This is a genomic window from Limnohabitans sp. Rim47 (assembly GCF_001517545.1).
Taxonomy (GTDB): Bacteria; Pseudomonadota; Gammaproteobacteria; order Burkholderiales; family Burkholderiaceae_C; genus Limnohabitans_A.
This window is the reverse complement of the sequence record NZ_FBYA01000003.1, coordinates 342,040-368,138: the sequence shown is the minus strand read 5'-3', so window position 1 is coordinate 368,138 and position 26,099 is coordinate 342,040. Positions and strand designations below refer to the sequence as shown.

The following is a 26,099-nucleotide window of genomic DNA, read 5'->3' as shown; positions in this document are numbered from 1 at the left end:
CTCTCACACGCTGGCGTTGGGCAGAGCCAAACGCGAATGGTCATCGTCACCCTCTTCCACATGGAGTCGGGTTTCGTTCAAGCGGCTAATGTCATCGGCCGAAATATCGCCGGTGACATAGACACCGTCAAAACAAGAGGCATCAAAGTCCGACAGTGCTCCTGCGGCGTTGACACGCGCTTGGGCCACCGCTGTTTTCATGGCGTCGACGTCTTGGTAAATCAGCGCGTCACACCCGATGATTTCGCGAATTTCTTCGATGCTGCGGCCATGGGCCACCAGCTCTTCTTTGGTGGGCATGTCGATGCCATACACGTTGGGGTAGCGCACCGGCGGCGCGGCGCTGGCCATGTAGACCTTGCGGGCGCCCGCATCTCGGGCCATCTGCACAATCTCGCGGCTGGTGGTGCCGCGCACGATGGAGTCATCCACCAGCAACACGTTACGACCCTTGAATTCGCTCACGATGGTGTTGAGCTTTTGGCGCACCGATTTTTTGCGAACAGCTTGGCCAGGCATGATGAAGGTGCGGCCCACGTAGCGGTTTTTCACAAAACCTTCGCGGTAAGGAATGCCCAACAAATGGGCCAACTGCGTGGCGCTGGGGCGGCTGGACTCCGGAATCGGAATCACCACGTCGATGTCGCTGGGCGGCACGGTCGAGATCACGCGCTTGGCCAGAGTCTCACCCAAATTCAAGCGGGCTTGGTAGACCGATATGCCATCCATGGTGGAGTCCGGACGCGCCAAGTAAACGTATTCAAAAATGCACGGACTGAGCTGCGACTTTTCAGCGCAGTGCTGGGTGTGCATCTGGCCTTCCAAGTCCACAAAAATGGCCTCGCCGGGGGCCACATCACGTTCAAATTGATGGGCTGTGCCATCCAGCGCCACCGACTCGCTGGCCAACATGATGGAACCATCTTCACTGCGGCCCATGCACAAAGGCCGAATGCCGTGCGGATCGCGAAAGGCCACCAGACCATGGCCAGCGATCAAGGCGATCACCGCATAAGAGCCTTTGACACGGCGGTTGACGCCGCGCACCGCCTCAAACACATCGATGGGCTTGAGCGGCAAACCGCGCGTGGTTTTCTCCAGTTCGTGGGCCAACACGTTGAGCAAAACCTCGGAATCGCTTTCGGTATTGATATGGCGATGGTCGTTGGAAAACAACTCGGCCTTCAGCGCATGGGCGTTGGTCAGGTTGCCGTTGTGCACCAAGACCAGGCCAAAGGGGGCATTGACATAAAACGGCTGTGCTTCTTCTTCGCTGAATGCATTGCCCGCCGTGGGGTAGCGCACTTGACCCAAGCCGCAGTTGCCAGGCAGGCTGCGCATATTGCGGGTGCGAAACACATCACGCACCATGCCCTTGGCCTTGTGCATGAAAAATTTGCGGTCCAACTGCGTGACGATGCCCGCAGCGTCCTGGCCACGGTGTTGCAACAGCAACAAGGCGTCATAAATCAACTGATTGACCGGTGCGCTGCTGACAACGCCGACAATTCCACACATACTTTTATCCGTTCAAAAATCGAACCACCCCGAAAAATTCAGGGCAAATATTCCACAAAGGTTTGGGGCAAAAGTGGCTTCAATCCGGTCAGGACAAGCTCTAACCAGACCGGCCCTTGTGCCGTGGTCCACCATGCGTCACGCGAAAGCCCTGTCAACTGCAACACCACCGTCAAAGCGAGCAGCAGCACAAGCCCACGGGCCAAGCCAAACACACCACCCAAAGTACGGTCAACAGGACGCAAGCCCACGGTTTCCACCAGTTTCTTGATCAACCAAGACACCAGACCCGCTACGAACACGGTGACCACAAAGACCCCAGCAAAAGCCACCGCGTATTGCACCGAAGCAGGTGCACCCTTGATAAAAGGCAACCACCCAACGACGTCAGAAGCCAGCCACTGGGCCACGACAAAAGCCGCGACCCATCCGGCCAATGACAAAACCTCATAAACCAGCCCACGCCAAAGACCGATCACCATGGAGGCGAGCAACACCCCCAGCAATATCCAATCGGTCAGGGCAATCGCCATGTCAGAGCTTCAAAACCGATGCCGGCAAATCGAGCTTGCGGATACGCGCGGCGACTTTTTCGGCCTCTTCCCGTGTTTCATAGGGGCCCACACGAATTCGTGTGGTGCTCTTGCCGTCTTTTTCAACCACCTGGGTGTAGGTTTTCAGACCGGCTTGCTCCAGCTTCTGCCGGACGTCTCGCACTTTGCCGGCATCGCTGAACGCCCCAACCTGAATGGCTGCGCGGCCGGCACTGGCCTTGGCTGGCTTGCCATCCAGCAAAGATTGGGCTTTCCCGCCATCGTCTTTGGGCTTGGCTGCAGGTGCTGGCTTTTCTGGCTTGACAGGCGTAGTCGGTGTTTTTTGAGCCACCGTTTCTTTTTCTTTGACTTTGTCTCCAGACGGGATCGCTTTGGGTGTCTCTGGCACGGGCGCAGCTACCACGGGCGCTGCGGGCGGCACCACCTCTTCGCGAGCGTCCAGACTGGCTTGTGGCGATACGGCCTCTGATGCGGGAAGCAAGGGTTTGGCTGGCGCTTGTCCGGCGGGCACAGGCGACGCACTGGACAAAGGCGATGTGCTTTGCCGATCTGGAATCACGATAGGGGTATCGACAGCCACAGGGCGGGGCTGGGTGTCAAAAAGCAGCGGAAAACCCACAACGGCCAACAAGACCAGCACGACAGCCCCCATTAAGCGGTGACGCGCACGGCGGCGTACAACTTCGATGTTTTCGTTGGGGCCAGAACTCACCGCCTCAACTGAAGCGGTTTGACCAGGAAATCGAAACTTGAAAAAGGCCATGACGGGTGCTCACGGGGTGAGGTGTTTGGCTTGTAGACGCGGGATGCCGTCTTTCAAAACACCACCCACGGTATAGAAGGAGCCAAAGACAACGATTCTATCAGCCGGGTCAGCGGCATCGATGGCCGCCTGCAGGGCCAGCATGGGGTCGGCGTGGACGCTGGATTGGGTGTCGGTGCGGGTGTTTTGGGCTTGCCAGGCCTGCTGCAAATCAACCGCCTTGGCGGCCCGCGACAAAGGCAAATCGGTGAAATACCACTTGTCCACCATCGGATTGACACGCTGCAGCATGGGCAAAAGGTCTTTGTCGGCCATGGCCCCCAGCACCGCGTGCGTGGTCGGGTAGAAGCCCATCGCATCCAGATTGACGGCCAATGCCGCCACCGAGTGCGGGTTGTGCGCCACATCCAGCACCAGCACCGGCTGACCCGGCACGATCTGGAAGCGGCCGGGCAACTCCACCATGGCCAGACCGTTGCGCACGGCTTGCGCGGTCACGGGGATGCGCTGACGCAAGGCATCCAGCGCCGCCAGCACGCCCGATGCGTTGATCAACTGGTTCGCGCCGCGCAAGGCCGGGTAAGCCATGCCGCTGTAACGGCGGCCGCGCCCTGCCCAAGCCCATTGCAGCTTGTCGCCCGAAAAATTGAAATCTTTGCCAAATTGCCACAATTCGGCCCCGACGGCGGCTGCATGGTCGGTCACGCTTTGCGGAGGCACGGGGTCGCTTACGATCACCGGACGCCCGCTGCGCATGATGCCCGCCTTCTCCAAACCAATGCTTTCGCGGTCTTTGCCCAAAATGGCGGTGTGGTCGATGTCGATGCTGGTGATCACGGCGCAATCGGCATCGATGATGTTGACTGCGTCCAGACGCCCGCCCAAGCCCACTTCCAATATGGCCACATCCAGATGGGATCGGGCCATCAAGTGCAGGATGGCCAAGGTGCTGAACTCAAAATAGGTCAAGCTGACATCGCCGCGCGCGGCCTCAACCGCCGCAAAAGCCTCGGCAAACGCCTCAGCAGAGGCCGATTCCCCGTGCAAACGGCAGCGTTCTTCAAAATGAACCAGGTGCGGCGATGTGTACACGCCCGTGCGGTACCCGGCCTGCAACAACACCGCCTCGAGCATGGCGCAAGTCGAGCCCTTGCCATTGGTGCCCGCCACAGTGATCACCGGACAGTCAAACCGCAGATCCATGCGGTCGGCCACGGTTTTGACACGGTCAAGCCCCATGTCAATGGCCACGGGGTGTAGCTGCTCGCACCAGTCGAGCCATTCCTGTAGAGTCTTCATAGGCGGCGATTGTCGCCCAGTCTTGTCCCCTTCACCTTCAGCAAACCCCATGCACCCCATTGTTTACGGCATTCCCAATTGCGACACTGTCAAAAAAGCCCGCACCTGGTTGGCTGACCACGGACTGGATGCCACTTTTCATGACTTCAAAAAGCAAGGCGTGCCCTCGGCCGAAGTCGACATCTGGCTGGCTGCTGTGGGCTGGGAAACCCTGCTCAACCGCAAAGGCACCACCTGGCGCAAGCTGGACGCCGCCGTGCAAGCCAGCGTGACGGACAGCGCCAGCGCCAAAAAGGTGATGCTTGAACACGCCAGCACCATCAAGCGGCCCGTCATCACCTGGCCCTCTGGCCAAGTCACCGTGGGTTTTTCGCCTGAGCAATGGCCTGCTTGAACGGCTCGCTATCTAAATCGGGTTGTGCCGGGAGGTTGTGCCGGGATATACCGGGCTAAGCCGCCTGTCACAAAACTTTACCCAAGCACGTGCACACCAGCAGATTCCCCGGCATAAACTGCAAGCTTGCCAACATCACCCGATTTCATCCATGAAAACATTCGCCACAGCCACTTTGTTGTGCTTCACAGCCGTTTGGGCACAAGCGCAAGAAGTGGGGCAAGTGATCTCGCGCACCGCCGTTTACCAACAAGTGGCGGTGCCACGCCAGACCTGCACGCAAAACGCACCGCAGCCCCCCACGCAAACATCAGGGGGTGGCGCCATCGTGGGTGCGATCGCAGGGGGATTGATCGGCAGCCAGTTGGGTGGCCGCGACAGCCAAGGCATCGCCACCATGGCTGGGGTGATTGGAGGTGCCGTGTTGGGCAACAAAGTCGAGGGACAAGGCAACCCACCGCCGCCCCAAACCACATGCACCACGCAAACGGTCTACGAAAACCGCTTGATTGGCTACAACGTGGTCTATGAATATGCGGGCAAGCAGTACAACGTGCAATTGCCACAAGACCCCGGCCCCACCATCCCGCTGCAAGTCACGCCCATGAGCGCCCCCCGATCGGGAGCAGCAGCCGATGTGGTGGTGGCCGCTGCCGCAGTTCCCACCAACGCGATCAACGAATCCCGTGTGGTCTATGTGACCACCCCGGTTTACCGCAGCTACCCTCCGGTTTACACCCACATCGACTTGGGCTGGGGCTGGAACAGCGGCCTACGCCACGGTCACTGGCGCTGAAAGCACTGCACAACCGGTCTCGGGGCCGACTGGCCGTCTGGCCTAAAATGCGGGCTTGATTTGACACAAAGGGCGTCTCACGGCGCCCTTTTCTATAGACGCGGGCCCTGCCCGCCCCAGGAAGCACCACCCATGACCACCGAAAAAATCGACGGCGTCTCCGTCAATACCCAAGCCAATGTTTACTTTGACGGCAAATGCGTCAGCCACGGCCTGACCCTGGCCGACGGCACCAAGCTGTCGGTCGGCGTGATCCTGCCGGCCACCCTGACCTTCAACACCGGCGCACCCGAAATCATGGAATGCGTGGCAGGTTATTGCGAATACAAACTCGACGGCAGCAGCGAATGGGTCAAGTCCAGCGCGGGCGAAGAGTTCAGCGTGCCGGGCAACTCCAAATTCGACATTCGCGTGACCGAGCCTTACCACTACATCTGCCACTTCGGTTGATCGGATTCAGAACATGAGCACCATCTTGCAAAACCTGCCCAAAGGGCAAAAAGTCGGCATCGCCTTCTCGGGCGGCCTGGACACCTCTGCTGCCCTGCTGTGGATGAAGCAAAAGGGCGCCCTGCCCTACGCCTACACCGCCAATCTGGGCCAGCCTGACGAAGCCGACTACAACGAAATTCCCCGCAAAGCGATGGAATACGGCGCCGAAAAAGCCCGCTTGGTCGACTGCCGCACCCAACTGGCCCACGAAGGCATTGCCGCCATCCAGTGCGGTGCCTTCCACATCAGCACCGGCGGCATCACCTACTTCAACACCACCCCGCTGGGCCGCGCCGTGACCGGCACCATGCTTGTGGCCGCCATGAAGGAAGACGACGTCAACATCTGGGGCGACGGCAGCACCTTCAAGGGCAACGACATCGAGCGCTTTTACCGCTACGGTTTGTTGACCAACCCCAGCCTGAAAATCTACAAACCCTGGCTCGACCAGCTGTTCATCGACGAGTTGGGTGGCCGCGCCGAAATGAGCGCTTTCATGACCGCCAACGGCTTTGGCTACAAGATGAGCGCCGAAAAGGCCTACTCCACCGACAGCAACATGCTGGGCGCGACCCACGAAGCCAAAGACTTGGAAAGCCTGCAAAGCGGCATGAAGATCGTCAACCCCATCATGGGCGTGGCGTTCTGGAAGCCCGAAGTGGACGTGAAGGCCGAAGAAGTGAGCGTGCGCTTTGAAGAAGGCATGCCCGTGGCCCTGAACGGCGTGGAATACGCCGACCCGGTCGAGCTGTTCCTCAAAGCCAACGAAATCGGCGGTCGCCACGGCCTGGGCATGAGCGACCAGATCGAAAACCGCATCATCGAAGCCAAGAGCCGCGGCATTTACGAAGCCCCCGGCATGGCGCTGCTGCACATCGCCTACGAGCGCCTGGTCACCGGCATCCACAACGAAGACACCATCGAGCAGTACCGCATCAACGGCCTGCGCCTGGGCCGATTGTTGTACCAAGGCAGATGGTTCGATCCACAGTCCATCATGCTGCGCGAAACCGCCCAGCGCTGGGTGGCCCGCGCCGTGACCGGCACCGTGACGCTAGAGCTGCGCCGCGGCAACGACTACAGCATCCTGAACACCGACAGCCCCAACCTGACCTATCAGCCAGAACGTCTGTCGATGGAAAAGGTGGAAGACGCCCCGTTCAGCCCGCTGGACCGCATCGGCCAGCTGACCATGCGCAACCTCGACATCACCGACACCCGCGCCAAACTGGGCATCTACGCGCACGCTGGCTTGCTGTCGGTAGGCGAAGGCCCCCACATCTACAAGCTGGACGGCAGCGGCAAGAAGTGATGCTCTTGATGCTTCAATGAGAAACGGCCTTCGGGCCGTTTTTTGTTGTCTCGCTTGATTCTTTGGTTTTTTCCGCCTTGGCGATGCGGCCAGCCGGTCAGCCTCATAACTCGCTTCGCTCGCCAAATCGGCTGATCCGGCTGGCCGGATCGCCAGGGCTACGCCGGATGAATACCCAAAAGACAATTGATTGACCAAGAAAGCAGCGCCGGGTTGGGGCCTGAGCGGATCGGCCGATTTGGCGAGCGAAGCGAGTTATGAGGACGACCGCTCAGGCCCCAACCCGGCGCGGAACCGGAGCGAAGTACCCATGACACAAAACGTAAACATCCGCCAAAAAGTTCAAATCACCACAGGTTCAGGCTCCAGCCGAATCCCAAACCGCTCATACACACTGGTCTGAATGGCCTTGGCCAAGGTCATCACCTCGCCCCCCGTGCAAGGGTTCTCGCGCCCACCGAGGTTGACCAGCACCAGAGCCTGCTTTTCATAAACCCCGGCGTGGCCCACGGTCTTGCCTTTCCATCCGCAAGCGTCGATCAGCCAGCCTGCCGCCAGCTTGATGGTGCCGTCAGGCATGGGGTAGTGCACCACTTTCGGGTCGCGGGCGATGATGTCGGCGCATTGCTCGGGGGTGACGGTGGGGTTCTTGAAAAAGCTACCCGCGTTGCCGATCACCTGCGGGTCGGGCAGTTTGGCGCGGCGGATCGCCACCACCCAGTCAAAAATCTGCCGTGCATCGGGGTGGTGGACGCCTGTTTCGGTCATCTTGCGTTCCAAATCCAGATAGCCCAGCTCGGGTTTCCAGCGTTTGGCCAGCGCAAAGCGCACCCGCAAAATGACGGCCCGGCCCGCCAGCCCCAAACCGTCAGGGCCGCCCGATGCGTGCTTGAACACCGAGTCGCGGTAGCTGAAGCCGCACTGCGCGGCATTCAGGCTGAACAACTCGCCCGTGAACATGTCCATCGCGTCGAGCGAGTCGAAGCGGTCTTGCAGCTCCACGCCATAGGCACCGATGTTTTGCACGGGCGATGCGCCCACGGTGCCGGGGATCAGGGCCATGTTTTCGAGGCCCGGGTAGCCGTGGTCGAGTGACCACGCCACCAAGTCGTGCCAATCCACGCCAGCGCCGGCTTCAACGATCCAGTGTTTGTCGGTCTCAGACGCCAAGCGCAAGCCCGGCACCTCCACTTTGAGCACCAGCGCCTTGACGTCGCCCGTCAAAACAATGTTGCTGCCGCCGCCCAGCACTTGGCGGGACAAGGTGGCCAATTGCGGGTCGGCCAGCACGGCCAGCAGGTCGGCTTCGGAGCGTACCCGCACCAAAGCCTGGGCCTTGGCGGCGATACCGAACGTGTTGTACGGCTGCAGGGGGACATTTTTCTCCAGGTTCATGGGAGAATTGTCGCATTCTCAACCTCGGATTTTTTCTGCCATGCCCTCGTTTGATACCGTTTGCGAACCCAACATGGTCGAAGTGCGCAACGCCGTTGACACTTCTGCCAAAGAAATCGGCACCCGCTTTGACTTCAAAGGCACGTCTGCCAACATTGAACTCAAGGACAAAGAGATCACGATGTTCGGCGATGCCGAGTTTCAACTGACGCAGGTCGAAGACATCCTGCGCAACAAGCTGACCAAGCGCAACGTGGATGTGCGTTTTCTGGACATTGGCAAAGTCGAAAAAATCGGCGGCGACAAGGTCAAGCAAGTCATCAAGGTGAAAAACGGCATCGAGACCGAAGACGCCAAGAAGATCACCAAGCTGATCAAGGAAAGCAAAATCAAAGTGCAGGCGTCCATTCAGGGCGATGCGGTGCGTGTGACTGGCACCAAGCGGGACGATCTGCAAGCGGCCATGGCCGTGTTGCGCAAAGACATGCCCGATCTGCCCCTGTCGTTCGACAACTTCAGGGATTGATGGCGCGGGGCACCCTGCCCTGGCTGGTGGCTATCGAGCAGATCAAGGGGACACAGCCCCTGCTCTCAACCTGACTTGATGGGGTTGAGCCTGGGATCGTCGTGGATACCCGGTCAAGCCGGGTATGACACACCCACAGCATCAAACACCACCACCACCACCACCACCACCACCACCACCACCACCACCATCACACCATCACACCATCACACCATCACACCACAACGACTCTGCGTCCCCATGCGCCAGAACTTTGCCAGGACGCCCCAACAAGAGCTCAGGCAGGGTCGTCCAGAAAGCCGCCCGCGCGCAAGGTGATCACCAAGGTATCGCGCCAGCCCCCTTGTTGCTCCGGCTGGATCGGGGTGGTTTCGTGAATCACGCGGCTGTCGTCCAGCAGCAGCAGTGACCAAGGCTCGGTCAATGTGAAGCGCTGGCCCCTTGGGCTGTCCATGTCAAACACCCGCGTTTCGCCGCCTTTGATACCGTGGCGGCCCACCAAAAACACCGCCACCCAGTTCACACCATCGCGGTGCGCGCCTTCGGGCGTGGGGCGGCCAATGCCGTCGGTGGTGTCGATGCGAAACTGGTGCGCCTCAGTGAACCAGGTTTGATCGCCCTGTGCCGCCGAGGCCACACGGGCCAACCAAGCCAACAATTTTTGCCAGGCATCTTGTTGCGCCACCTCGGGTGCCATGGGGTCAAACCAGCGCTGCATGCCGCCGTGCAAGGCGTTGTACGACACGGGCTGCCAATGAGCGCGGTGCGGCATGGCCAGGGCCTTGTCGGCCGTGACCTCAAAACTGGCATGGCGACGGCGGCGGTAGCGCCCACCGTCCTTGAGGTACTGGTCGGGCGGCAAATCGTTCCAGCTTGGTTCCAGTGCTTGCAAGGCCTCTGTCGAAACGCCAGACAAAGCACACACACTGGCAGAACCCAAGACCGCAAAACCCTGATCGGCCAAAGTAGCACTCAGCAGGTCGGGTGATGTCAACGGGGGCGGCAATAACTGTTGGGGCATGAAGGGACTCGGGTTTAAGCGTAACGCTGGCTGGCCAGCTTGGCACCTTCAGCCAGGGCCTTGAGCTTGGCTTCGGCCACGGCGCGGCTCATCGGGGCCAGGCCGCAGTTGGTGCAAGCGATCAACCGGTTCTTCGGCACGAACTGCAAGGCGCGGCCAATGGTGTCGGCGATTTCTTCGGGCGTTTCGATGGCCGGGTTGGCCACATCGATCACCCCCACCATCACGTCTTTGCCTTCCAGCAGTTTCATCATCTCCATCGGCACATGCGAGTGCATGCACTCGAGGCTGACTTGCTGGATGCTGCTCTTGGCCAAGGCCGGGAACACCTTTTCATACTGACGCCACTCTTGGCCCAGGGTCTCTTTCCATTTGTTGTTGGCTTCGATGCCGTAGCCATAGCAAATGTGGACCGCAGTGGTGCAGGTCAGACCTCGCGCGGCCACCTCAAGCGCCTTCACACCCCAGTCGGCAGCCTCGTCCATGTAGACATTGAAGGCGGGTTCGTCGAACTGGATGATGTCGACGCCATCGGCCTGCAAGGCCAGTGCTTCCTGGTTGAGCAGCTCGGCAAAGGCCATGGCCATCTTGACCTTGTCACCATAAAAGCGGTCGGCCACGGTGTCCACGATCGTCATCGGACCGGGCAAGGTGAATTTGAGTTTCTTTTTCGTGTGGGCACGGGCCAGCTGGGCCTCGAAGGCGTGCACACGGCCCTTGAGGCGCAGCGGTGCGATGACTTGCGGCACCTGCGCGTCGTAACGGTTGTTGCGGATGCCCATGGTGACCTTGTTGACAAAGTCGATGCCCTCGACCTGCTCGACAAAGCCGTGCACAAAGTGTTGGCGGGCCTGCTCGCCATCACCAATCACATCCAGCCCGGCGTCTTCTTGCGCCTTGATCCACAGCAGCGTGGCGTCGGCCTTGGCTTGTTGCAGCTCGGGGCCTTGGGTGGTCCACTGGGGCCAGAGTTTTTCGGTCTCGGCCAGCCAGGCGGGTTTGGGCAAGCTGCCAGCAATCGCGGTGGTAAACATGTCAAAAATCCTTGGGTTAAAAAATCAATGCTCAGCAGTTTGCCGCAAGGGCAAATTCTTGGGCGAGTAGCTCGTAAGAACGCATTTGGGCCGCAGGGTCATGCGTCCAGGTGATGACCACCAGTTCTTCGACCTGCAGCCGCGCCGCCAGTTGGCGCAACTTGTGCCCTAAGGTGGCGGCCGAACCGATCAGGGCCGAGTCGCGCAGACGATCGAGTGCGAACTGCTCGGCGGGGCCGTAATCGCGCGCCGCCTCTTCGGGGGGCAACAGAGGCCCGATACGGCCCAGGTTGCGGTCCATCTTCCAGCGGGCACGGCTTTCAAACAGGCGCAGCGCCTCTTCGTCAGTGTCAGCGGCCAGCGCCCACACGCACACGGTGGCGGCTGGTTTTTGCAGTGACGCACTGGGACGAAAGGTGTCGCGGTAAATCTGCAGTGCTTCGCCAGCGCCCTGCCCGTCGGTGATGAAGTAGGCAAACGCATACGGCAAGCCCAAATGGCCAGCCAATTGGGCGCCATAGTCAGAGCTGCCCAGCATCCATACCGCGGGCGCGGTGTCCGACTGGGGGTAGGCATACACATTGTGGCCGGGGTGGTTTGCAGGCAGGTTTTGCCCATTCACCCAAGCTTGCAATTCCATCACCTGCTGCGGAAAACGCTCGGAGGCATTGCGGTCGGGGTTGAGCAGTTGCGCTGTACGGCCGTCACTGCCGGGCGCTCGCCCCACCCCCAGATCGATGCGCCCGGGCGCCAGCGCGTCGAGTACGCGAAACTGTTCGGCCACCTTAAGGGCCGAATAATGCGGCAGCATGACGCCCGCGCTGCCCAAGCGAATGCGTTGCGTGCGTGCGGCGATCGCGGCCATCAAGACCTCAGGGGCTGAACCCACGATGCTGGGATGGCTATGGTGTTCGCTCACCCAAAAGCGGTGGTAGCCCCAGGCCTCAGCTTGTTGGGCCAACGCCAGCGTCTGGCGAATGGTCGCGTCTTGCCCGCGCCCGGAGGCTGCAGCGGATTGGTCAAGGATGGAAAGTTTCAGGCTCATTCAGGTTTTGTATGGGTGTCCAAGGCTGCCATTTCAGCCTCTTGCAGCGCCCGCCACATCACTTTGCCGCTGCCACTCTTGGGCAAAGCATCGACAAAGCTCACAGCGCGAGGCATTTTATAAACCGCCATGTTCTCGCGGCACCAGTCGATGATGTCTTTCGCGCTGACTTGGCCTTTGTGGTCCTGCCGCAAAACCACCACCGCTTTGACTGATTCGCCCCGGTAGGCATCGCGCGTGGCGATGATGCAGGCTTCTTGAATGGCCGGGTGGCGGAACATCAAAGCCTCGACCTCGGCAGGCCAGACCTTGAAGCCACTGGCGTTGATCATGCGTTTGAGCCGGTCGGTCATGAAGAAGTACCCCTCTTCGTCGACTCGGCCCATGTCGCCCGAGCGAAAAAAGCGCTGGCCATCACGTTCAAAGAAAGCGGCCGCCGTGGCCTCGGGGCGCTTCCAGTAGCCCTTGAACACCTGCGGACCACTGATCACGATCTCGCCCGACTCCCCCACAGGCAACTCAGCCAAGGTCTCGGGGTCCACGATGCGGGACTCGACGCTCATGAAAGGGATGCCCAAACACTGCTTTTTAGGGGCATCGGGCGGATTGGTATGGGAAGGCGCCGCCGTTTCGGTCAGGCCATAGCCCTCGACATACCGCAGCCCAAACTGGTCAAGCAAGCGCTGCGCTACAGCTTCGGGCATGGCCGCACCGCCACCGCCGATGTAAACCAGACTGCTCAGGTCATAACGCCCCATGTGGGGGCTGCCCAGCAAGTCGATCACCATCGTCGGGATGTTGGTCCAGTGCGTCACACGCCATTTAGAGATCAAATACCCGGCCACATCGCGGTCCCATCGCGGCATGATCACCAAACTGGAGCCCAACAAGATGTTGGTGTGCATCACGCTCACCATGCCGGTGATGTGGAACATCGGCACCACGCACAGCGTCACGTTTTCGGGTGTGCCACTGCCCCACAGGCCACTGGCCATCGCGTTGTGCATGAGGGTGCCGTGGGTGTGCATACAGCCTTTGGGCAGACCCGTGGTGCCACTGGTGTAGGGCAGCACCGCCAAATCATCCGGGCCCGCCATGACCGCGGGCAACTGCGCTGTTGAGGGCGCCGCCATCAGCGCATGCCAGGCATGGGCTTGGCCCGACGCCATGATCGGCAACGCACGCACAGGCAACAGCCAGGCACGCCAGGCCTCAGGCAGATCCTCGGGGCCAACGGCGGCGGGATCAAACGCATCGGTGAATTGCGTCACGACCAGATGCTGCAAGCGTTGCTCTGGCGGCAGCGCATCGCTGGCTTGTGCCAAATCTGGGGCCAAATCTGCGGTGGTCACGGCCACTCGGGTGTCAGGGTCGGTGATGTAGTGCTTCAACTCTTCGGCACGGTTCATCGGGTTGACCGGTACAACCACCGCATCCAGCCGCAAAATTGCGAAATGGGTGATCACCAGCTGCGGGCAATTTTGCATGTCGAGCACCACACGGTCACCCGTTTTGACGCCGATTGCGGCCAACTGCCTGGCCATTTGTTCGGCACTGAACACCAAGTCTTGAAACGTCCACACACGCCCCATGAACACCAAGGCGGCTTTATCTGGATACCGCATCGCGCTGATGGCCAGATTCATCCAAAGCGATGTCGCGGGCGCGGTGATCTTGGTTGGCAAACGCGCGGGCCAAACAGCAGCATGTGCGGGCATCAGCCGTCTCCTTTAATGTTCTTGAGCTGCATGTTAATCGCCACTCGCACTTGAGGCTGGCGTGGGTTTGTCACTGGGGGGACCAAACCTGGCCACTGAACACGAAAGCAATAAGGTGGCTTTAAGGGAAAACACCCACTATTTAATGTTTTTTTATTTTTTAGTGTGCTATTTGACAAATATTAAGAATGTTTAAAGGTTATTTTTTGCGTTTTTATTACTAAAATGAGCAACCATGCAAACAAACACCACACCTGACACGCCCGAAGACTATTGCGGCACCACTTATGCAGCCAAATTATTGGGGCTGTCGGTCGGTACGATCCAGACTTTGGTCGAAAAAAACGAGCTACAAGCCTGGAAAACGCAAGGAGGCCATCGTCGGATTTCGATGCCCTCCATTCGCGAATACCAGCGAAAGCACAACATGCTGACCACCCAGAGCGAACCGCGTGACAACCGGCTGCGTGTTTTGTTGGTCGAGGACGATGCCGTTACCCGCGAGATGCTGCGTGGTTACTGCAACCGATCCAGCATGCCTGTTGATTGCATGGCCATGTCTTCCGGTCTGGAAGCACTGATCGATATCTCCAGCATCAAACCTGACGTTCTGATCACCGATCTCGACATGCCCGGTGTAGACGGTTTCGAATTGCTGCGCACCTTGCGTCAAAATTCGCAGTTCAGCCGAATGACCACCCTGGTACTGTCAGCATTGACGCCCAAAGAAATTGAAGCCAGAGGCGGCTTGCCAGAAGGCACGATCTTCATGGCCAAACCCATCAACATGGATTGGTTCAATGGGTTTTTCACGGCATTCCTGGCGGGCAGGTACATCGAGCTGCATGCGCAAGACGGCATCACACAGACTTGACCACGCCCCCCCGGGGGCATGACCGTCAGCGCAAAGGAATCGTGAGTTGCTGGATCACTGACGTGGTGTCAGGGCGCACACCTCGCCACCAGGCAAACGCCTCTGCAGCTTGCTCGGCCAACATGCCCACCCCATCGGCCAGGCGCGTCACGCCCGACTCGCTGGCCAGCTTCAGAAATGGCGTGAGACCTTTTCCATAAGTCAGGTCATAAGCAAGACACCCTGGCGCAAACACACTGACAGGCAGGGGCGGCAACTCGGCAGTTAAGCTCGACGATGTGGCGTTGAGCACCACGTCAAAAGCCTGCCCTTGCAAAGCGGCGTAGCCCAGACCTTGCACGGGCACCGAGGCCATCTGGTGCTTCTGGGCCAAAGTGGCCAAGGTCTCGGCCTTGACGACCGTGCGGTTGACAATCACCAGCTCGGCCGGCGCTTCGGCCAACAAAGGCAGCAAAGCGCCACGTGTGGCACCGCCCGCACCCAAAATCAACACCCGCCGACCTTTCAGCGGACACGCCAGGTTGTGCAGCAGATCGCGCACCAAGCCCACGCCATCAAAGTTTTCGGCATAGACCTTGCCACCTTCGAACTTCATGGCATTGACGGCACCGGCCATCTGCGCGCTGGGCGCGAGATCGGTGGCATAGGCAAAGGCGTCTAACTTGAAAGGCGCCGTCACATTCATGCCACGACCACCCGAGGTGCGAAACGCGTCCACCACCATGGCAAAGCCGCCCAATGGAGCCAATAGCTTGGTGTATTCAATGTCTTGCCCGGTCACTTGGGCGAAAGCGGTGTGGATGAGCGGCGATTTGCTCTGCTCAATGGGGTTGCCGATGACGGCGTAACGGTCTGTCATGAAAAAAGGTTCCGGCTAACTGGAGTGCGATCTTATCGCCTCGGCATGCAGACAAACTGACGGGCCTGACCGATGCCACACTTGACTTGGGGCGCTGCGCCCACCGTCAAATTGGTGTCTCTGCCAGGGCCTGACGCGCAGCAATCAATGGTCTAGTTCAGTGCCGCCCCACCAGCCGGTGTACAAAAAACCCCAATACCGCCACTCCCGCCGCAGCCAGACTGAAGGCATACGGTAGCCAGCCCCGATCGACGCTCTCGGCCATGAGCAGCACACCGCTGGACTGGCCAAAGAACAGCAGGCAGGCGAACAACGTGACTGCGGTGCCACGCGATGCGGGGGCCATTTGGGTGGCCTGAACTTGCAAGGTGTTGTGCAGCATGTAAAAGCCAAAACCGGCTGCAAAACAGCCCAACATGCCTAAAGCGGGCTGGTGCGCCCAAGCCAGTGTGAGCAAACCCAGCACGATGCTGGCAGCCCCGGCTCTGACCAGCCCGCGCTCACCGCCCAGCCAGCCCAGCCAACGGCGCGCCAGCTGGCTGTAGAGCAAACCACCCACGCCGTACAGCATCATGACCGAGCCCGCAAAGACCACGCTCATGTCGAACTGCTGGTGCAAGTGGGTGGGAATGAAAGCCATCGAACCAAACACCAAGGCCCCCTCGATGGCCGTGACGGCCAAGACATGGCGCACCCGCGCCCCGCGCAGCATCTGAAAAGTGTGGGCAAAAGACGCCATGAAACTGGGCGCTGGGGCAAGCAAGACGGGTGAAGGGGTGCTGCGCAACTTGCGCCACAACATGAACGCGACCGTGGCAAAAAGTGCCGACACCACCGCAAAGGCGTTGCGCCAGCCCAGGTGCTCGGCCGCAAAGCCGCCAAACAACAGACCCACCATCATGCCGCTGACGGTGTAGCCCATCAGCTTGGCCAAGGTTTCTTGCCGGCGGTCATAGGCCACCTGATCGCCAATCCAGGCCATCGACAAGGGGATGATGCCCGCCGCTGCTGCGCCCATGAAACCGCGCATGACCACCAGCAGCGTCAAGTCTGAAGCCATGCTGGTGATGGCACTGAACACGGCGCACGCGAGAACGGCCAAAGCAATGACGCGCAACTTGCCAAATCGGTCGCCCAGCGGACCATAAAACAACTGCAGCACGCCATAAGCCACGGCAAAGGACGACACCACGCGCGAGGCCTCGCCCGTGGTGACCTGAAACTCCTGGCCCAGCACCACCAGCATCGGATCGCACAAGCGCATCGAAGCCATGCTGGCAAAACCTGCCAAGCCCATCACGCGCAAGCTGCTGCGCTCAGTTTGCGCTGGGGTCATCGATCAGCTGTTCAGCTGTTCAGCTGTTGCTCCAGATCGTGCAAGACCTGGTAGCAAGGCAAGACCTGTGCAATGCTCGAATTGGGCTCGCGGCCTTCCTTGATCGCGGCAAAAAATTCACGGTCTTGCAGCTCGATGCCGTTCATCGACACGGCCACTTGTGACACATCGATCTTTTCTTCCTTGCCGGTAAACAAGTCGTCATAGCGGGCCAAATAAGTGCCGGTATCGCCGATGTAGCGGAAGTAGGTGCCCAGTGGACCCTCGTTGTTGAAGCTGAGCGACAAAGTGCAGATCGCGCCATTGGCGGCCTGGAGCTGGATGCTCATGTCCATGGCGATGCCCAAAGCGGGGTGGATCGGGCCTTGCACCGCATTGGCTTTGACGATAGGACTGCCGCACTGGTAAGCAAACAGGTCCACCGTGTGGGCAGCGTGGTGCCACAGCAGGTGGTCTGTCCAGCTGCGGGCCTGGCCCAGCGCGTTCATGTTGGTGCGGCGAAAGAAATATGTTTGCACATCCATCTGCTGGATGTTGAATTCACCGGCCTTGATCTTGTGGTTCACCCACTGGTGGCTGGGGTTGAAGCGGCGGGTGTGGCCCACCATGGCCACCAGGCCGGATTCTTTTTGCACACGCAGGACTTCTTGGCCTTCCTTATAGACATCGCACAGCGGGATTTCCACCTGCACATGCTTGCCCGCCTTCAGGCAAGCCAGGGTCTGGCTGGCGTGCATCTGGGTGGGCGTGCACAGAATCACGGCGTCAACTTCTTTCAAAGCCAGCGACTCTTCAAGATCGGTAGTGGCGTGCGCAATGCCATATTGCGCAGCGACTTCCTTGGTTTTTTCAATGTCCCGGCTGATCAGCGAGACCACCTCTACGCCATCGATGTTCTTGATGCCGTCCAGGTGTTTGATGCCAAAGGCACCCGCGCCCGCCAGGGCGACTTTGATGGTTTTGCTCATGTATTTCTCCAATTGGGGGTTTGACAATGGCGTGGCACCCCGGACTTGATCCAGCGTCCATGCATTGATGGATGACCGGATTCGCGGGGATGACCATTCAGTTCAACTGTTTTCCAGAATCGCGTGCCCCACCGCCGTGTTGCTGGCGGGCACATGATAAAAGCGGTGGCGCAACTTGGGCGCAGGGCCTGTCACTTTGCCATCTTGGATGTCGCTCATCGCGCCACGGGCGATCAGCCACATGACCAGCTCGATGCCCTCACTGCCGGCTTCGCGCACGTAGTCGATGTGCGGTGTGGCTGCAGCCGCCACCGGATCATTGATCAACTGGTCCAACCAAGCGTTGTCCCACTCGCGGTTGATCAGGCCCGCACGCGCACCTTGCAGCTGGTGGCTCATGCCGCCCGTGCCCCAAATGTGCACGTTGATGTCTTCGTCGTAACTCTCAACCGCCTTGCGGATGGCTTGCCCTAAGTTGAAGCAGCGCTGACCGCTGGGCACGGGGTACTGCACCACGTTGACCGCAAAGGGAATTACCGGGCAAGGCCAGGCGCCTTTGACCGGATCCAGCTCGCCGCACATCAAAGACAGCGGCACCGTCAGGCCGTGGTCGACGTCCATCTTGTTGACGATGGTCAAGTCAAAGTCTTGCTGAATGACCGACTGCGCGATGTGCGAAGCCAACTCTGGATGGCCTTTGACCACGGGCACTGGGCGTGGGCCCCAGCCTTCATCGGCGGGCGTGAACTCGGCGGCGGTGCCGATGGCAAAAGTCGGGATCATGTCCAGACTGAACGCCGTGGCGTGGTCGTTGAAGACCAAAAAAATGACATCGGGCTTGTTGTCCTTCATCCATTGCTTGGAGAAGTCATAGCCCGCAAAAACGGGTTTCCAGTAGTCTTCTTGCGTTTTACCCAAATCCATGGCGGCGCCAATGGCGGGCACATGCGAGGTGAAAACAGAGGCGGTGATTTTGGCCATGTTCAGTTTCCTTTCTTGGCGGCTGCGAGGGCCGCTTGAGCCGCTGCGTGAATCTGCTGACCGGCGGCACCTTGGGGCTGGTTGTGCGCCTGCGCATCGCCGTTTTCGCCAATGTAGCGATTGCCTTCTGCACTGCGACCACCGTTGATCATCATGTTGCGGTATTCCTCCTCGGTCATGCCGGTCATCGAGCCCGCCATCTGCTGGAAACTCTTGCCGTCGGTTGAACCAATTTTGGCGAGAAAGTAAATGTTGCCACCCGTTCGCATGCACCAGTTCAGGTCGCGGGCCAGCACAGCCTGCTTTTGCTCTTCGGTCATTTGCCACTCATCCACATAAGCGCGTTCGTCGGCCTTGAACCGTTCGCGGTTTTCGGCTTTCATGAGGGACATGCAAAACTGGTTGATCCAGTAGCCTTTGCGAGATTGCTCGGCATCAAAAATGATGGTGCCGGGCACATCTTTGTAAGGTTTGTCTAAAGCCATATCGAGTTCCTTTCAGTTTCTGTTCAGCAAAGCAACGCTGTTGTCTGTGTCATCGTTTCGTCTCTCTGTCATGTCCGAGAGTGCGGAAATTCATGTCTTTAAAACCCAAGACCCACGCCTTCGCAAGGAGGACAGCCCCAAGGCAATGGCTGCCTGTTTTTACAAGAATGGCCCACCACGCAGTAGATACCCGCTTGCTCGGAGATAAGGGATAAAGACTCAGCCCACCTCTTCGGGCCAATACAAGCGCATCGGGTTGTCCACCAGCAGCTTCTTTTGCAGCTCGGCCGTTGGCGCGATGTGCGGAATAAAGTCCACCAACAGGCCGTCATCGGGCATGTGGTCTTTCAGGTTGGGGTGTGGCCAGTCGGTGCCCCAGAGCACGCGATCAGGGAACTCTTCAACGATGCGTTTGGCAAACGGGATCACGTCTTGGTAGGCATTTTGCTCACCATTCAAAGCCTTGGGGCCAGTGACCGACAAACGCTCGGGGCAAGACACTTTGCTCCACACGTTTTTGTGCTCGCGCATGAACTTTTGAAACAACGCAAACTGCGGGCCGTCCACGGGCAGCGACACATCGGGGCGGCCCATGTGGTCTACCACCACGGTGGTGGGCAAAGCGGTGAAAAAGTCCCACAGCTCGGGCAAGTCCACGGCTTCGAAGTAAATCACCACATGCCAGCCCCATTTGGCAATGCGGCCTGCAATCTCCATCAGTTCGTCCTTGGGCGTGAAGTCCACCAGACGCTTAACGAAGTTGAAGCGCACACCGCGCACACCGGTATCGTGCATGGCCTGGATTTCTTGGTCCGTCACGCTGCGCTTGACCGTGGCCACGCCACGCGCTTTGCCGCCTGAGTTGCGCAGTGCATCGACCATGGCGCGGTTGTCAGCGCCGTGGCAGGTGGCTTGCACCACCACGTTGCGCTCAAACCCCAAGTGGTCACGCAGTTCGTACAGCTGGTGCTTGCTGGCATCGCAAGGCGTGTATTTGCGCTCGGGCGCATAGGGAAACTCGGCACCGGGTCCAAAGACGTGGCAGTGCGCGTCTACCGCACCTGCGGGCACTTTGAAGGTGGGTTGGCTCGGACCGGTGTACCAGTCCATCCAGCCTGCGGTTTTGGTGAAATCACCTGTTGTCGGTTTAGTCATCTTCTTCTCCTCATCATGCCAAGCGCAGTCGCTGACTGCGATGCGCGGCTGTGGCCGTGTTGGGGCGATTTGCTGGCCGAAGGACTGATGAGCCCCGACACGGCCGCAGCCGCACATCGCACCACCACAAACGGTTGATCAATCGATGTACTTCAGACCCGCTGCCGCCAAGGGCTCGCGCATCTTGTACATGTCCAGGCCCAGCACGCCAGAGGCGAGCTTGGCGCGTTTTTCGCCTTCAAAGCTTTCGCGCTTTTGGGCGGCATCCAAGGTTTGTGCGGCGCGTGCAGCAGGCACGCAGACCACGCCGTCGTCGTCGGCCACAATCACATCGCCGGGCTGCACGATCATGCCGGCGCACACCACCGGGATGTTGACCGAGCCCAAGGTGGCCTTGATCGTGCCTTTGCTGGAGATGGCTTTGCTCCAGACCGGGAAATTCATTTTTTGCAGCTCTTTCACATCGCGCACACCGGCATCGATGATCAAGGCGCGAGCACCCCGAGCCTGAAACGAGGTGGCCAGCAGGTCACCAAAATAGCCATCGGTGCATTCGGCAGTCACTGCCGCCACCACGATGTCACCCGGCTGAATCTGCTCAGCGGCCACATGCATCATCCAGTTGTCGCCCGGTTGCAGCAGCACCGTGACGGCGGTGCCCGACACTTGCACGCCCGGATAGATGGGGCGCATATAGGGTTTCATGAGACCGACACGGCCCATGGCTTCGTGCACAGTGGCCGAGCCCAAAGCGGCCAAGCCATCAGCGGCTGCGCGGTCCGCGCGGGTGATGTTGCGGTAAACAACGCCGAGTTCGTACATGGTTTTCTCCTGATTCAAATAAAGGCGATCACGCCAAAAAACGCGCATTGGGCACGCATCCTGTGTTTGTCGTCTCCACGAAGACGGGGACCGAGAGGCATGGACGCCCGATCAAGTCGGCATGACAACAGGGCAGCAAAGCGACAAAACGAGGTGCCTGACAAACTCTTGCTCACTGGCCCTTGGCCGTCAACTGGTCGTCCAAGCGCTTGAACACGCGGCGGGCGTTGCCCTCAAACACCATGTAACGCTCTTGGTCGTTCAGGTTGCCCGTGGCTTGCACATAGCGCTTGGTGTCGTCAAAGTAGTGGCCGGTTTCGGGGTCGATGCCGCGTACCGCGCCGATCATTTCAGACGCGAACAAAATGTTCTTGACCGGGATCACCTTGGTCAGCAAATCGATGCCCGGCTGGTGATAGACGCAGGTGTCAAAAAAGATGTTGTTCAGCAGGTGCTCAGACAGCAAAGGTTTTTTGAGTTCTTGCGCCAAACCGCGGAAGCGGCCCCAGTGGTAAGGCACTGCGCCGCCGCCGTGCGGGATCAAGAACTTCAGCGTCGGAAAATCTTTGAACAAGTCGCTGGTCAGGCACTGCATGAAGGCGGTGGTGTCGGCGTTCAGGTAGTGCGCGCCCGTGGTGTGAAAGCAGCTGTTGCAACTGGTGCTCACGTGGATCATTGCGGGGATGTCGTACTCGACCATCTTTTCATAAATGGGGTACCAAGCTTTGTCGGACAAGGGTGGCGATGTCCAGTGGCCGCCCGATGGATCGGGGTTGAGGTTGATGCCGACATTGCCGTATTGCTCCACGCACTTGACCAGCTCGGGGATGCAGGTGGCTGGGTCCACACCGGGCGACTGGGGCAGCATGGCCGCAGGCACAAAGTGGTCGGGGAAGAGTTGCGCTACGCGATAGCACAGCTCGTTGCAAATCGCCGCCCAGGTGGACGAGACATTGAAGTCGCCAATGTGGTGGGCCATGAAGCTGGCGCGGGGGCTGAAGATGGTGATGTCCGAGCCGCGCTCTTTCATCTTGGCCAGCTGGTTGGTTTCGATGGTTTCGCGAAGTTCGTCGTCGCTGATTTTCAGCTCGGACACTTTGGGGCTGATGCTGGGGTCTTTGATGCCCGCGATCTGGCGGTTGCGCCAGTCTTCGAGCGCCTTGGGCGCGGTGGTGTAGTGACCGTGCACGTCGATGATCAAGGGCTTGGTTTGGCTCATGTCGGATTCCTCATTAGATGGCATTTTTCGGGTCGACGGCTGCAGTTCGCGGGCTTGAGTCTTGACCTGTTTTTCGGGGTACAGATCGTCGGGACTCGAGCCAGCGATCTGCAAGATTTCAAGCGCTGATTGTGCAGGCACACTCCGTCAAAACCCAGCACGCGTCCCCACTACCAGCTAGAACAAATTAGCATAACAAAGCCATGGATATGACAAAATAATGGCAACCGAAAGGATGCCCATGGACCTCAAACAACTTGAATACTTTGTGCGCGTGGCCGAACTGGGCAGTTTCACCCGCGCCGCGCAGGCCTTGAACGTCGCCCAGCCCGCGCTCAGCCGCCAGGTGCGGCTGCTGGAGGTGGAGCTGCGGCAAAACCTGCTGGTGCGCAATGGCCGGGGTGCCACACCCACACAAGCCGGGCAGTTGCTGCTGGAGCACGGGCGAGGCATCTTGCACCAAGTCGAGCGTGCCCGCGAAGAGTTGGGTCGGGTGCGCACCGGCCTGACGGGCCGTGTGGCCTTGGGCCTGCCGCCCAGTGTGGCGCGGGTGCTCACCGTGCCATTGACGCGGGCGTTCCGCCAAAAGATGCCCGAAGCCCAACTGTCCATCAGCGAGGGCCTGTCGAGTGCGATGCAAGAAAACCTGCAAAACGGACGACTGGACATCGCCGTGCTCTACAACCCGAGCCAAGTGCCCGGCATCGAACACAGGCCCTTGGTGCAAGAAGAATTGCTGCTGGTACAACCACGCCCACCAGGCCTGCAAGAAGACCCGCCTCCACCGCCCATACGTTTGCAAGACGTTGCCGGACTGCCATTGGTGATTCCCACCCGGCCCAACGCGATCCGCATGCATGTCGAGTCTGAAATGGCCGCCATTGGCTGCCGCCCGCAGATCGCATTGGAAATTGACGGCGTGAGCGCCATCCTGGACTTGGTGGCCGATGGCGCAGGCTACGCCATCTTGTCGCGCAACGCCGTCATGAGATCGGTGCGGCCCTCGGCGTTTTCGGTGCGGCAGGTGTCAGCGCCAGCGCTGACCATTCAACTGACCACGGCTGTCAGCTCTTTGCGGCCCACCACCTTGACCCAGCAGGCCACATTGACCTTGCTTGACGAGATGGCCAGTGAATGGCTCACCCCGCACTGAAACCGGCTCAGAAGGGGTAGAGCCGCATCACCCACAACAAAGCACTGAGCGTGAAAAACGACACCACGGTGGTCACCAGCAAAGCGGCGGCACTGATGGCACCGTGCCCATGGCGCTGGCTCAAGATGGTGTAGATGCCCAGCATGGGCAAGGCCCCAGTCAGTAAAGCGGCTGAGCGCAAAGCCGGATCGGCGATCGGCACCAGCCACACCAACACCACCCACATGGCCAGTGGATGCAAGAACAATTTGCCGAAGGCGATTTGCGACACCGTGCCCCGCAGGCCCTCGGCCTTCAATCCCACCAGCGACCCGCCGATCACAAACAGCGACAAGGCCGCGCTGGCCTGCGCAAACAAATTGACCGTGCGGCCCAGGGGTGCGGGCATCGCCCAGCCTGACAGTGAGAACAAAAACCCGCCCACGATGCCCCAGATCATGGGGTTCTTGGCCAGGTTCTTCAGGGTTTGCCACAGCACCTGCTTCCACTGACCGGGATGGCCGCCGTCTGCGTCAGCCACCGCCAACAACAAGGGAATCATCAGCAGGTTCTCGACCACCATGTTCAGCGCCAGCGCCACCCCGGCCACCGGACCGAAAGTGAGCAACATGATCGGATAACCCACAAAGCCGCTGTTGGGGCAAGACATGCCCATGGCCATCATGCTGCTGTAGCTCAGGCTGTGGCCCTTGACTTTGCGAGCCCAGAACAGCCCGCCCAGAATCACCGCCATCGAGCCCAGCGCATAGGCCAGCAGGTAGTGGGCATTGAGGATCTCGCCGATGCTGCGCTGAGAAAGCGCATTGAACAGCAGCGCAGGCAAAGCCAAATTGAGGGTGAACTTGCCAAACACCTGCATGTCGGCTTTGGCGAAAACACCTTGTCGGGTGAACACATAGCCCAGCGCAATGGCCAGGTAAATGGGGCCGGTGATGCCCAGAATTTCCAGAGTTGAATTCATCGTGGTGTGTGTGAACGCGATCAGGCAAGCGCTTGGCCTAATTTACAAATCAAGCACCAGCCTCGCTGTCTGGCTGCGTGAGCAGCAAATCAGCATCTGGTCATTGGCCTCTTGTTCTTCGGGCGTCAGAAACATGTCCCAGTGGTCAGGTGTGCCCGCGACCACCTTGGTCAAGCAGGTGCCGCAAATGCCTTCTGAGCACGAAAACGGCACGTCGTGCCCCGCGTCTTGCAGCACCTTCAGAATCGACTGGTCTTTGGTGACCCGCAGAATTTGCCCGCTCTTTTCAAGTTGCACCTCAAAACTGCCCTCGTCAGTGAGGGGGATTTGGGTCAGGTCTGTGGTATTCATGCGGTCACTCCGGGCTTGTTTTCTTGGGCCAGCAAACGGTCAATGATGCGGCGCGATTGCACGCCGCCTGAGTCGATGTTGAGCATCAACAACTTACGGTCCGGCCAAGCCGTGATGTTCTTTTGCTGCAGTTGCAGCATTTCCATGTCTTCGCCAAAAATGCCGCCCTGACCCGCACGAATCTTGTCGGTCAAGGCCGTGTCTTCGGGCTTGAACTGGCGGGCCATGCCCCAGTGGTACCAGTGCGAGGTTTCGCTCTCGGGGGTGATGAAGTCCACCACCACGCTGTAGGCCTTGTGCTCGGGCGCGGCGTCAAAGCCACCTTTGCCTGCAAGGGCCACGCCCACGTCAATCATGATGTGGCTGGGCGGGCTGAACCGGCAAATTTGCCAGCGGTCCACCTTGGCCTGCGGGTCAAGGCCGTTGGCGCTCATGGCCATTTGCCAAAACGGAGGGGCCTGAATGCCTTGCATGTGGCGCTGCAAGATGACTTTGTCGCCCTCAACCGTGGTGGTGCAAGGCGTCTCGTCGATTTCGGGCTGGCCGATGCTGGTGGCATGCACATAAGTCTCGTGCGTCAGGTCCATCAGGTTGTCAACCATCAGGCGGTAGTCGGCCTGCACGTGGTACAGCCCCCCGCCATAAGCCCAGGCCGGGTTGTCAAAAAATTCGAACACCGGCATTTGCGCCTCATCCGCTTGGGCTTGATCGCCGGGCCAGACCCAGACAAAGCCATAACGCTCGACCACGGCATAGCTCTTGACCGCCGGAAAACCCCGTACACGCTGACCGGGCATGTGCACGGTTTTGCCCTCGCAGCCCATCTCAAGGCCGTGGTAGCCGCACACCAGCTTGCCGTTACAGACATTGCCCAAAGACAAGGGCGCACCACGGTGCGGGCAAAAATCTTCCACCGCCGCGACCCGACCCTCAGGGCCTTTAAAGAAGACCATCTTTTCGTTGCAAATGGTGCGACCCAGGGGCTTGCTGCCCAAGGCGTCGAGTTCGGTCATGGCGCAGGCCACGTACCAGGTGTTTTTAATGAACATGTTTCACCTCTTGATGATC

At 59.5% G+C, this 26,099-nt stretch carries 27 protein-coding genes; 7 read left to right on the top strand and 20 right to left on the bottom strand.

What is annotated here, in order from left to right:
• Positions 1-3 precede the first annotated feature (3 nt).
• Genes purF through folC form a run of 4 tightly spaced genes read right to left on the bottom strand, consistent with a single transcriptional unit; the run spans position 4 to position 4,134 of the window.
• Entirely contained in the window at positions 4-1,518 is a 1,515-nt protein-coding gene (gene purF, locus BN3544_RS09580) for an amidophosphoribosyltransferase (RefSeq protein ID WP_019430748.1), read from the bottom strand.
• A 38-nt stretch (positions 1,519-1,556) separates the two neighbouring features.
• Positions 1,557-2,051, bottom strand: a complete 495-nt coding sequence (locus tag BN3544_RS09575) for a CvpA family protein (protein ID WP_019430749.1) — start codon at positions 2,049-2,051, stop codon at positions 1,557-1,559.
• 1 nt (position 2,052) lies between these two features.
• Positions 2,053-2,835 carry an SPOR domain-containing protein gene (locus BN3544_RS09570; protein ID WP_019430750.1) on the bottom strand — a complete coding sequence of 261 codons (783 nt, stop codon included), beginning with the start codon at positions 2,833-2,835 and terminating at the stop codon, positions 2,053-2,055.
• A 9-nt stretch (positions 2,836-2,844) separates the two neighbouring features.
• A complete protein-coding gene (gene folC / locus BN3544_RS09565; RefSeq protein ID WP_026036790.1) occupies positions 2,845-4,134 on the bottom strand; it encodes a bifunctional tetrahydrofolate synthase/dihydrofolate synthase in 1,290 nt (429 codons plus the stop codon).
• 49 nt (positions 4,135-4,183) lie between these two features.
• On the opposite strand from folC, the gene BN3544_RS09560 reads away from it, so the two are divergent.
• The 4 genes from BN3544_RS09560 to argG all read left to right on the top strand — a co-directional run bounded on the left by BN3544_RS09560 (position 4,184) and on the right by argG (position 7,128).
• Positions 4,184-4,528: an arsenate reductase gene (locus tag BN3544_RS09560; protein ID WP_019430752.1), complete on the top strand. Its 345-nt coding sequence runs from the start codon at positions 4,184-4,186 to the stop codon at positions 4,526-4,528.
• Positions 4,529-4,679: 151 nt separating this feature from the next.
• Positions 4,680-5,324: a glycine zipper 2TM domain-containing protein gene (locus BN3544_RS09555; protein WP_019430753.1), complete on the top strand. Its 645-nt coding sequence runs from the start codon at positions 4,680-4,682 to the stop codon at positions 5,322-5,324.
• A gap of 132 nt (positions 5,325-5,456) precedes the next feature.
• Positions 5,457-5,774 (top strand): pyrimidine/purine nucleoside phosphorylase, encoded by a 318-nt coding sequence (locus BN3544_RS09550; protein WP_019430754.1) that lies wholly within the window; start codon positions 5,457-5,459, stop codon positions 5,772-5,774.
• Between the two features lie 13 nt (positions 5,775-5,787).
• The gene (argG, locus tag BN3544_RS09545) at positions 5,788-7,128 is read left to right on the top strand and encodes an argininosuccinate synthase (protein ID WP_019430755.1); all 1,341 of its coding nucleotides are present in this window, start codon (positions 5,788-5,790) and stop codon (positions 7,126-7,128) included.
• 342 nt (positions 7,129-7,470) lie between these two features.
• Here argG and murB read toward each other — a convergent pair whose 3' ends face one another.
• The gene (gene murB, locus BN3544_RS09540; protein ID WP_019430281.1) at positions 7,471-8,523 is read right to left on the bottom strand and encodes a UDP-N-acetylmuramate dehydrogenase; all 1,053 of its coding nucleotides are present in this window, start codon (positions 8,521-8,523) and stop codon (positions 7,471-7,473) included.
• 40 nt (positions 8,524-8,563) lie between these two features.
• Here murB and BN3544_RS09535 point away from each other — a divergent pair, with 40 nt between their 5' ends.
• Positions 8,564-9,049, top strand: coding sequence for a YajQ family cyclic di-GMP-binding protein (locus BN3544_RS09535; protein ID WP_019430282.1), 486 nt, complete (start codon positions 8,564-8,566; stop codon positions 9,047-9,049).
• A gap of 277 nt (positions 9,050-9,326) precedes the next feature.
• Here BN3544_RS09535 and BN3544_RS09530 read toward each other — a convergent pair whose 3' ends face one another.
• Genes BN3544_RS09530 through BN3544_RS09515 form a run of 4 tightly spaced genes read right to left on the bottom strand, consistent with a single transcriptional unit; the run spans position 9,327 to position 13,867 of the window.
• Positions 9,327-10,070: a 2OG-Fe dioxygenase family protein gene (locus BN3544_RS09530; RefSeq protein WP_036075224.1), complete on the bottom strand. Its 744-nt coding sequence runs from the start codon at positions 10,068-10,070 to the stop codon at positions 9,327-9,329.
• A gap of 14 nt (positions 10,071-10,084) precedes the next feature.
• Entirely contained in the window at positions 10,085-11,104 is a 1,020-nt protein-coding gene (locus BN3544_RS09525) for a methionine synthase (protein WP_019430284.1), read from the bottom strand.
• A gap of 31 nt (positions 11,105-11,135) precedes the next feature.
• Positions 11,136-12,149: an MsnO8 family LLM class oxidoreductase gene (locus BN3544_RS09520; protein ID WP_019430285.1), complete on the bottom strand. Its 1,014-nt coding sequence runs from the start codon at positions 12,147-12,149 to the stop codon at positions 11,136-11,138.
• The gene (locus tag BN3544_RS09515) at positions 12,146-13,867 is read right to left on the bottom strand and encodes a long-chain fatty acid--CoA ligase (protein ID WP_036075226.1); all 1,722 of its coding nucleotides are present in this window, start codon (positions 13,865-13,867) and stop codon (positions 12,146-12,148) included. Before BN3544_RS09515 ends, BN3544_RS09520 begins: the two co-directional genes overlap by 4 nt.
• Positions 13,868-14,102: 235 nt before the next feature.
• Here BN3544_RS09515 and BN3544_RS09510 point away from each other — a divergent pair, with 235 nt between their 5' ends.
• Complete coding sequence (locus tag BN3544_RS09510) at positions 14,103-14,741, top strand: response regulator (protein WP_019430288.1); 639 nt, start codon at positions 14,103-14,105, stop codon at positions 14,739-14,741.
• Between the two features lie 25 nt (positions 14,742-14,766).
• Here the strand turns inward: BN3544_RS09510 and aroE are convergent, their stop codons facing one another.
• The 8 genes from aroE to BN3544_RS09470 all read right to left on the bottom strand — a co-directional run bounded on the left by aroE (position 14,767) and on the right by BN3544_RS09470 (position 22,548).
• Positions 14,767-15,600, bottom strand: a complete 834-nt coding sequence (gene aroE, locus BN3544_RS09505) for a shikimate dehydrogenase (protein ID WP_019430289.1) — start codon at positions 15,598-15,600, stop codon at positions 14,767-14,769.
• A 157-nt stretch (positions 15,601-15,757) separates the two neighbouring features.
• On the bottom strand, positions 15,758-16,936 hold the full coding sequence (locus BN3544_RS09500; RefSeq protein WP_019430290.1) for an MFS transporter: 1,179 nt from the start codon (positions 16,934-16,936) through the stop codon (positions 15,758-15,760).
• Positions 16,937-16,947: 11 nt separating this feature from the next.
• Entirely contained in the window at positions 16,948-17,904 is a 957-nt protein-coding gene (locus BN3544_RS09495; RefSeq protein ID WP_019430291.1) for a Gfo/Idh/MocA family oxidoreductase, read from the bottom strand.
• A 102-nt stretch (positions 17,905-18,006) separates the two neighbouring features.
• Complete coding sequence (locus BN3544_RS09490) at positions 18,007-18,885, bottom strand: class III extradiol dioxygenase subunit beta (RefSeq protein WP_019430292.1); 879 nt, start codon at positions 18,883-18,885, stop codon at positions 18,007-18,009.
• A gap of 2 nt (positions 18,886-18,887) precedes the next feature.
• On the bottom strand, positions 18,888-19,370 hold the full coding sequence (gene ligA, locus BN3544_RS09485) for a protocatechuate 4,5-dioxygenase subunit alpha (RefSeq protein WP_019430293.1): 483 nt from the start codon (positions 19,368-19,370) through the stop codon (positions 18,888-18,890).
• 219 nt (positions 19,371-19,589) lie between these two features.
• Positions 19,590-20,525 (bottom strand): amidohydrolase family protein, encoded by a 936-nt coding sequence (locus BN3544_RS09480; protein WP_026036710.1) that lies wholly within the window; start codon positions 20,523-20,525, stop codon positions 19,590-19,592.
• 138 nt (positions 20,526-20,663) lie between these two features.
• Positions 20,664-21,347 (bottom strand): 4-carboxy-4-hydroxy-2-oxoadipate aldolase/oxaloacetate decarboxylase, encoded by a 684-nt coding sequence (gene ligK, locus BN3544_RS09475; RefSeq protein ID WP_026036711.1) that lies wholly within the window; start codon positions 21,345-21,347, stop codon positions 20,664-20,666.
• A gap of 172 nt (positions 21,348-21,519) precedes the next feature.
• The gene (locus BN3544_RS09470; protein WP_026036712.1) at positions 21,520-22,548 is read right to left on the bottom strand and encodes an amidohydrolase family protein; all 1,029 of its coding nucleotides are present in this window, start codon (positions 22,546-22,548) and stop codon (positions 21,520-21,522) included.
• 259 nt (positions 22,549-22,807) lie between these two features.
• On the opposite strand from BN3544_RS09470, the gene BN3544_RS09465 reads away from it, so the two are divergent.
• Positions 22,808-23,719: a LysR substrate-binding domain-containing protein gene (locus tag BN3544_RS09465; protein ID WP_026036713.1), complete on the top strand. Its 912-nt coding sequence runs from the start codon at positions 22,808-22,810 to the stop codon at positions 23,717-23,719.
• Positions 23,720-23,726: 7 nt separating this feature from the next.
• On the opposite strand, the gene BN3544_RS09460 is transcribed toward BN3544_RS09465, so the two are convergent.
• Genes BN3544_RS09460 through BN3544_RS09450 form a run of 3 tightly spaced genes read right to left on the bottom strand, consistent with a single transcriptional unit; the run spans position 23,727 to position 26,080 of the window.
• Positions 23,727-24,680 carry an AEC family transporter gene (locus BN3544_RS09460; protein WP_019430299.1) on the bottom strand — a complete coding sequence of 318 codons (954 nt, stop codon included), beginning with the start codon at positions 24,678-24,680 and terminating at the stop codon, positions 23,727-23,729.
• Between the two features lie 42 nt (positions 24,681-24,722).
• Positions 24,723-25,031: a 2Fe-2S iron-sulfur cluster-binding protein gene (locus BN3544_RS09455; RefSeq protein ID WP_019430300.1), complete on the bottom strand. Its 309-nt coding sequence runs from the start codon at positions 25,029-25,031 to the stop codon at positions 24,723-24,725.
• Entirely contained in the window at positions 25,028-26,080 is a 1,053-nt protein-coding gene (locus tag BN3544_RS09450) for an aromatic ring-hydroxylating oxygenase subunit alpha (protein ID WP_019430301.1), read from the bottom strand. Before BN3544_RS09450 ends, BN3544_RS09455 begins: the two co-directional genes overlap by 4 nt.
• Positions 26,081-26,099: the final 19 nt, after the last annotated feature.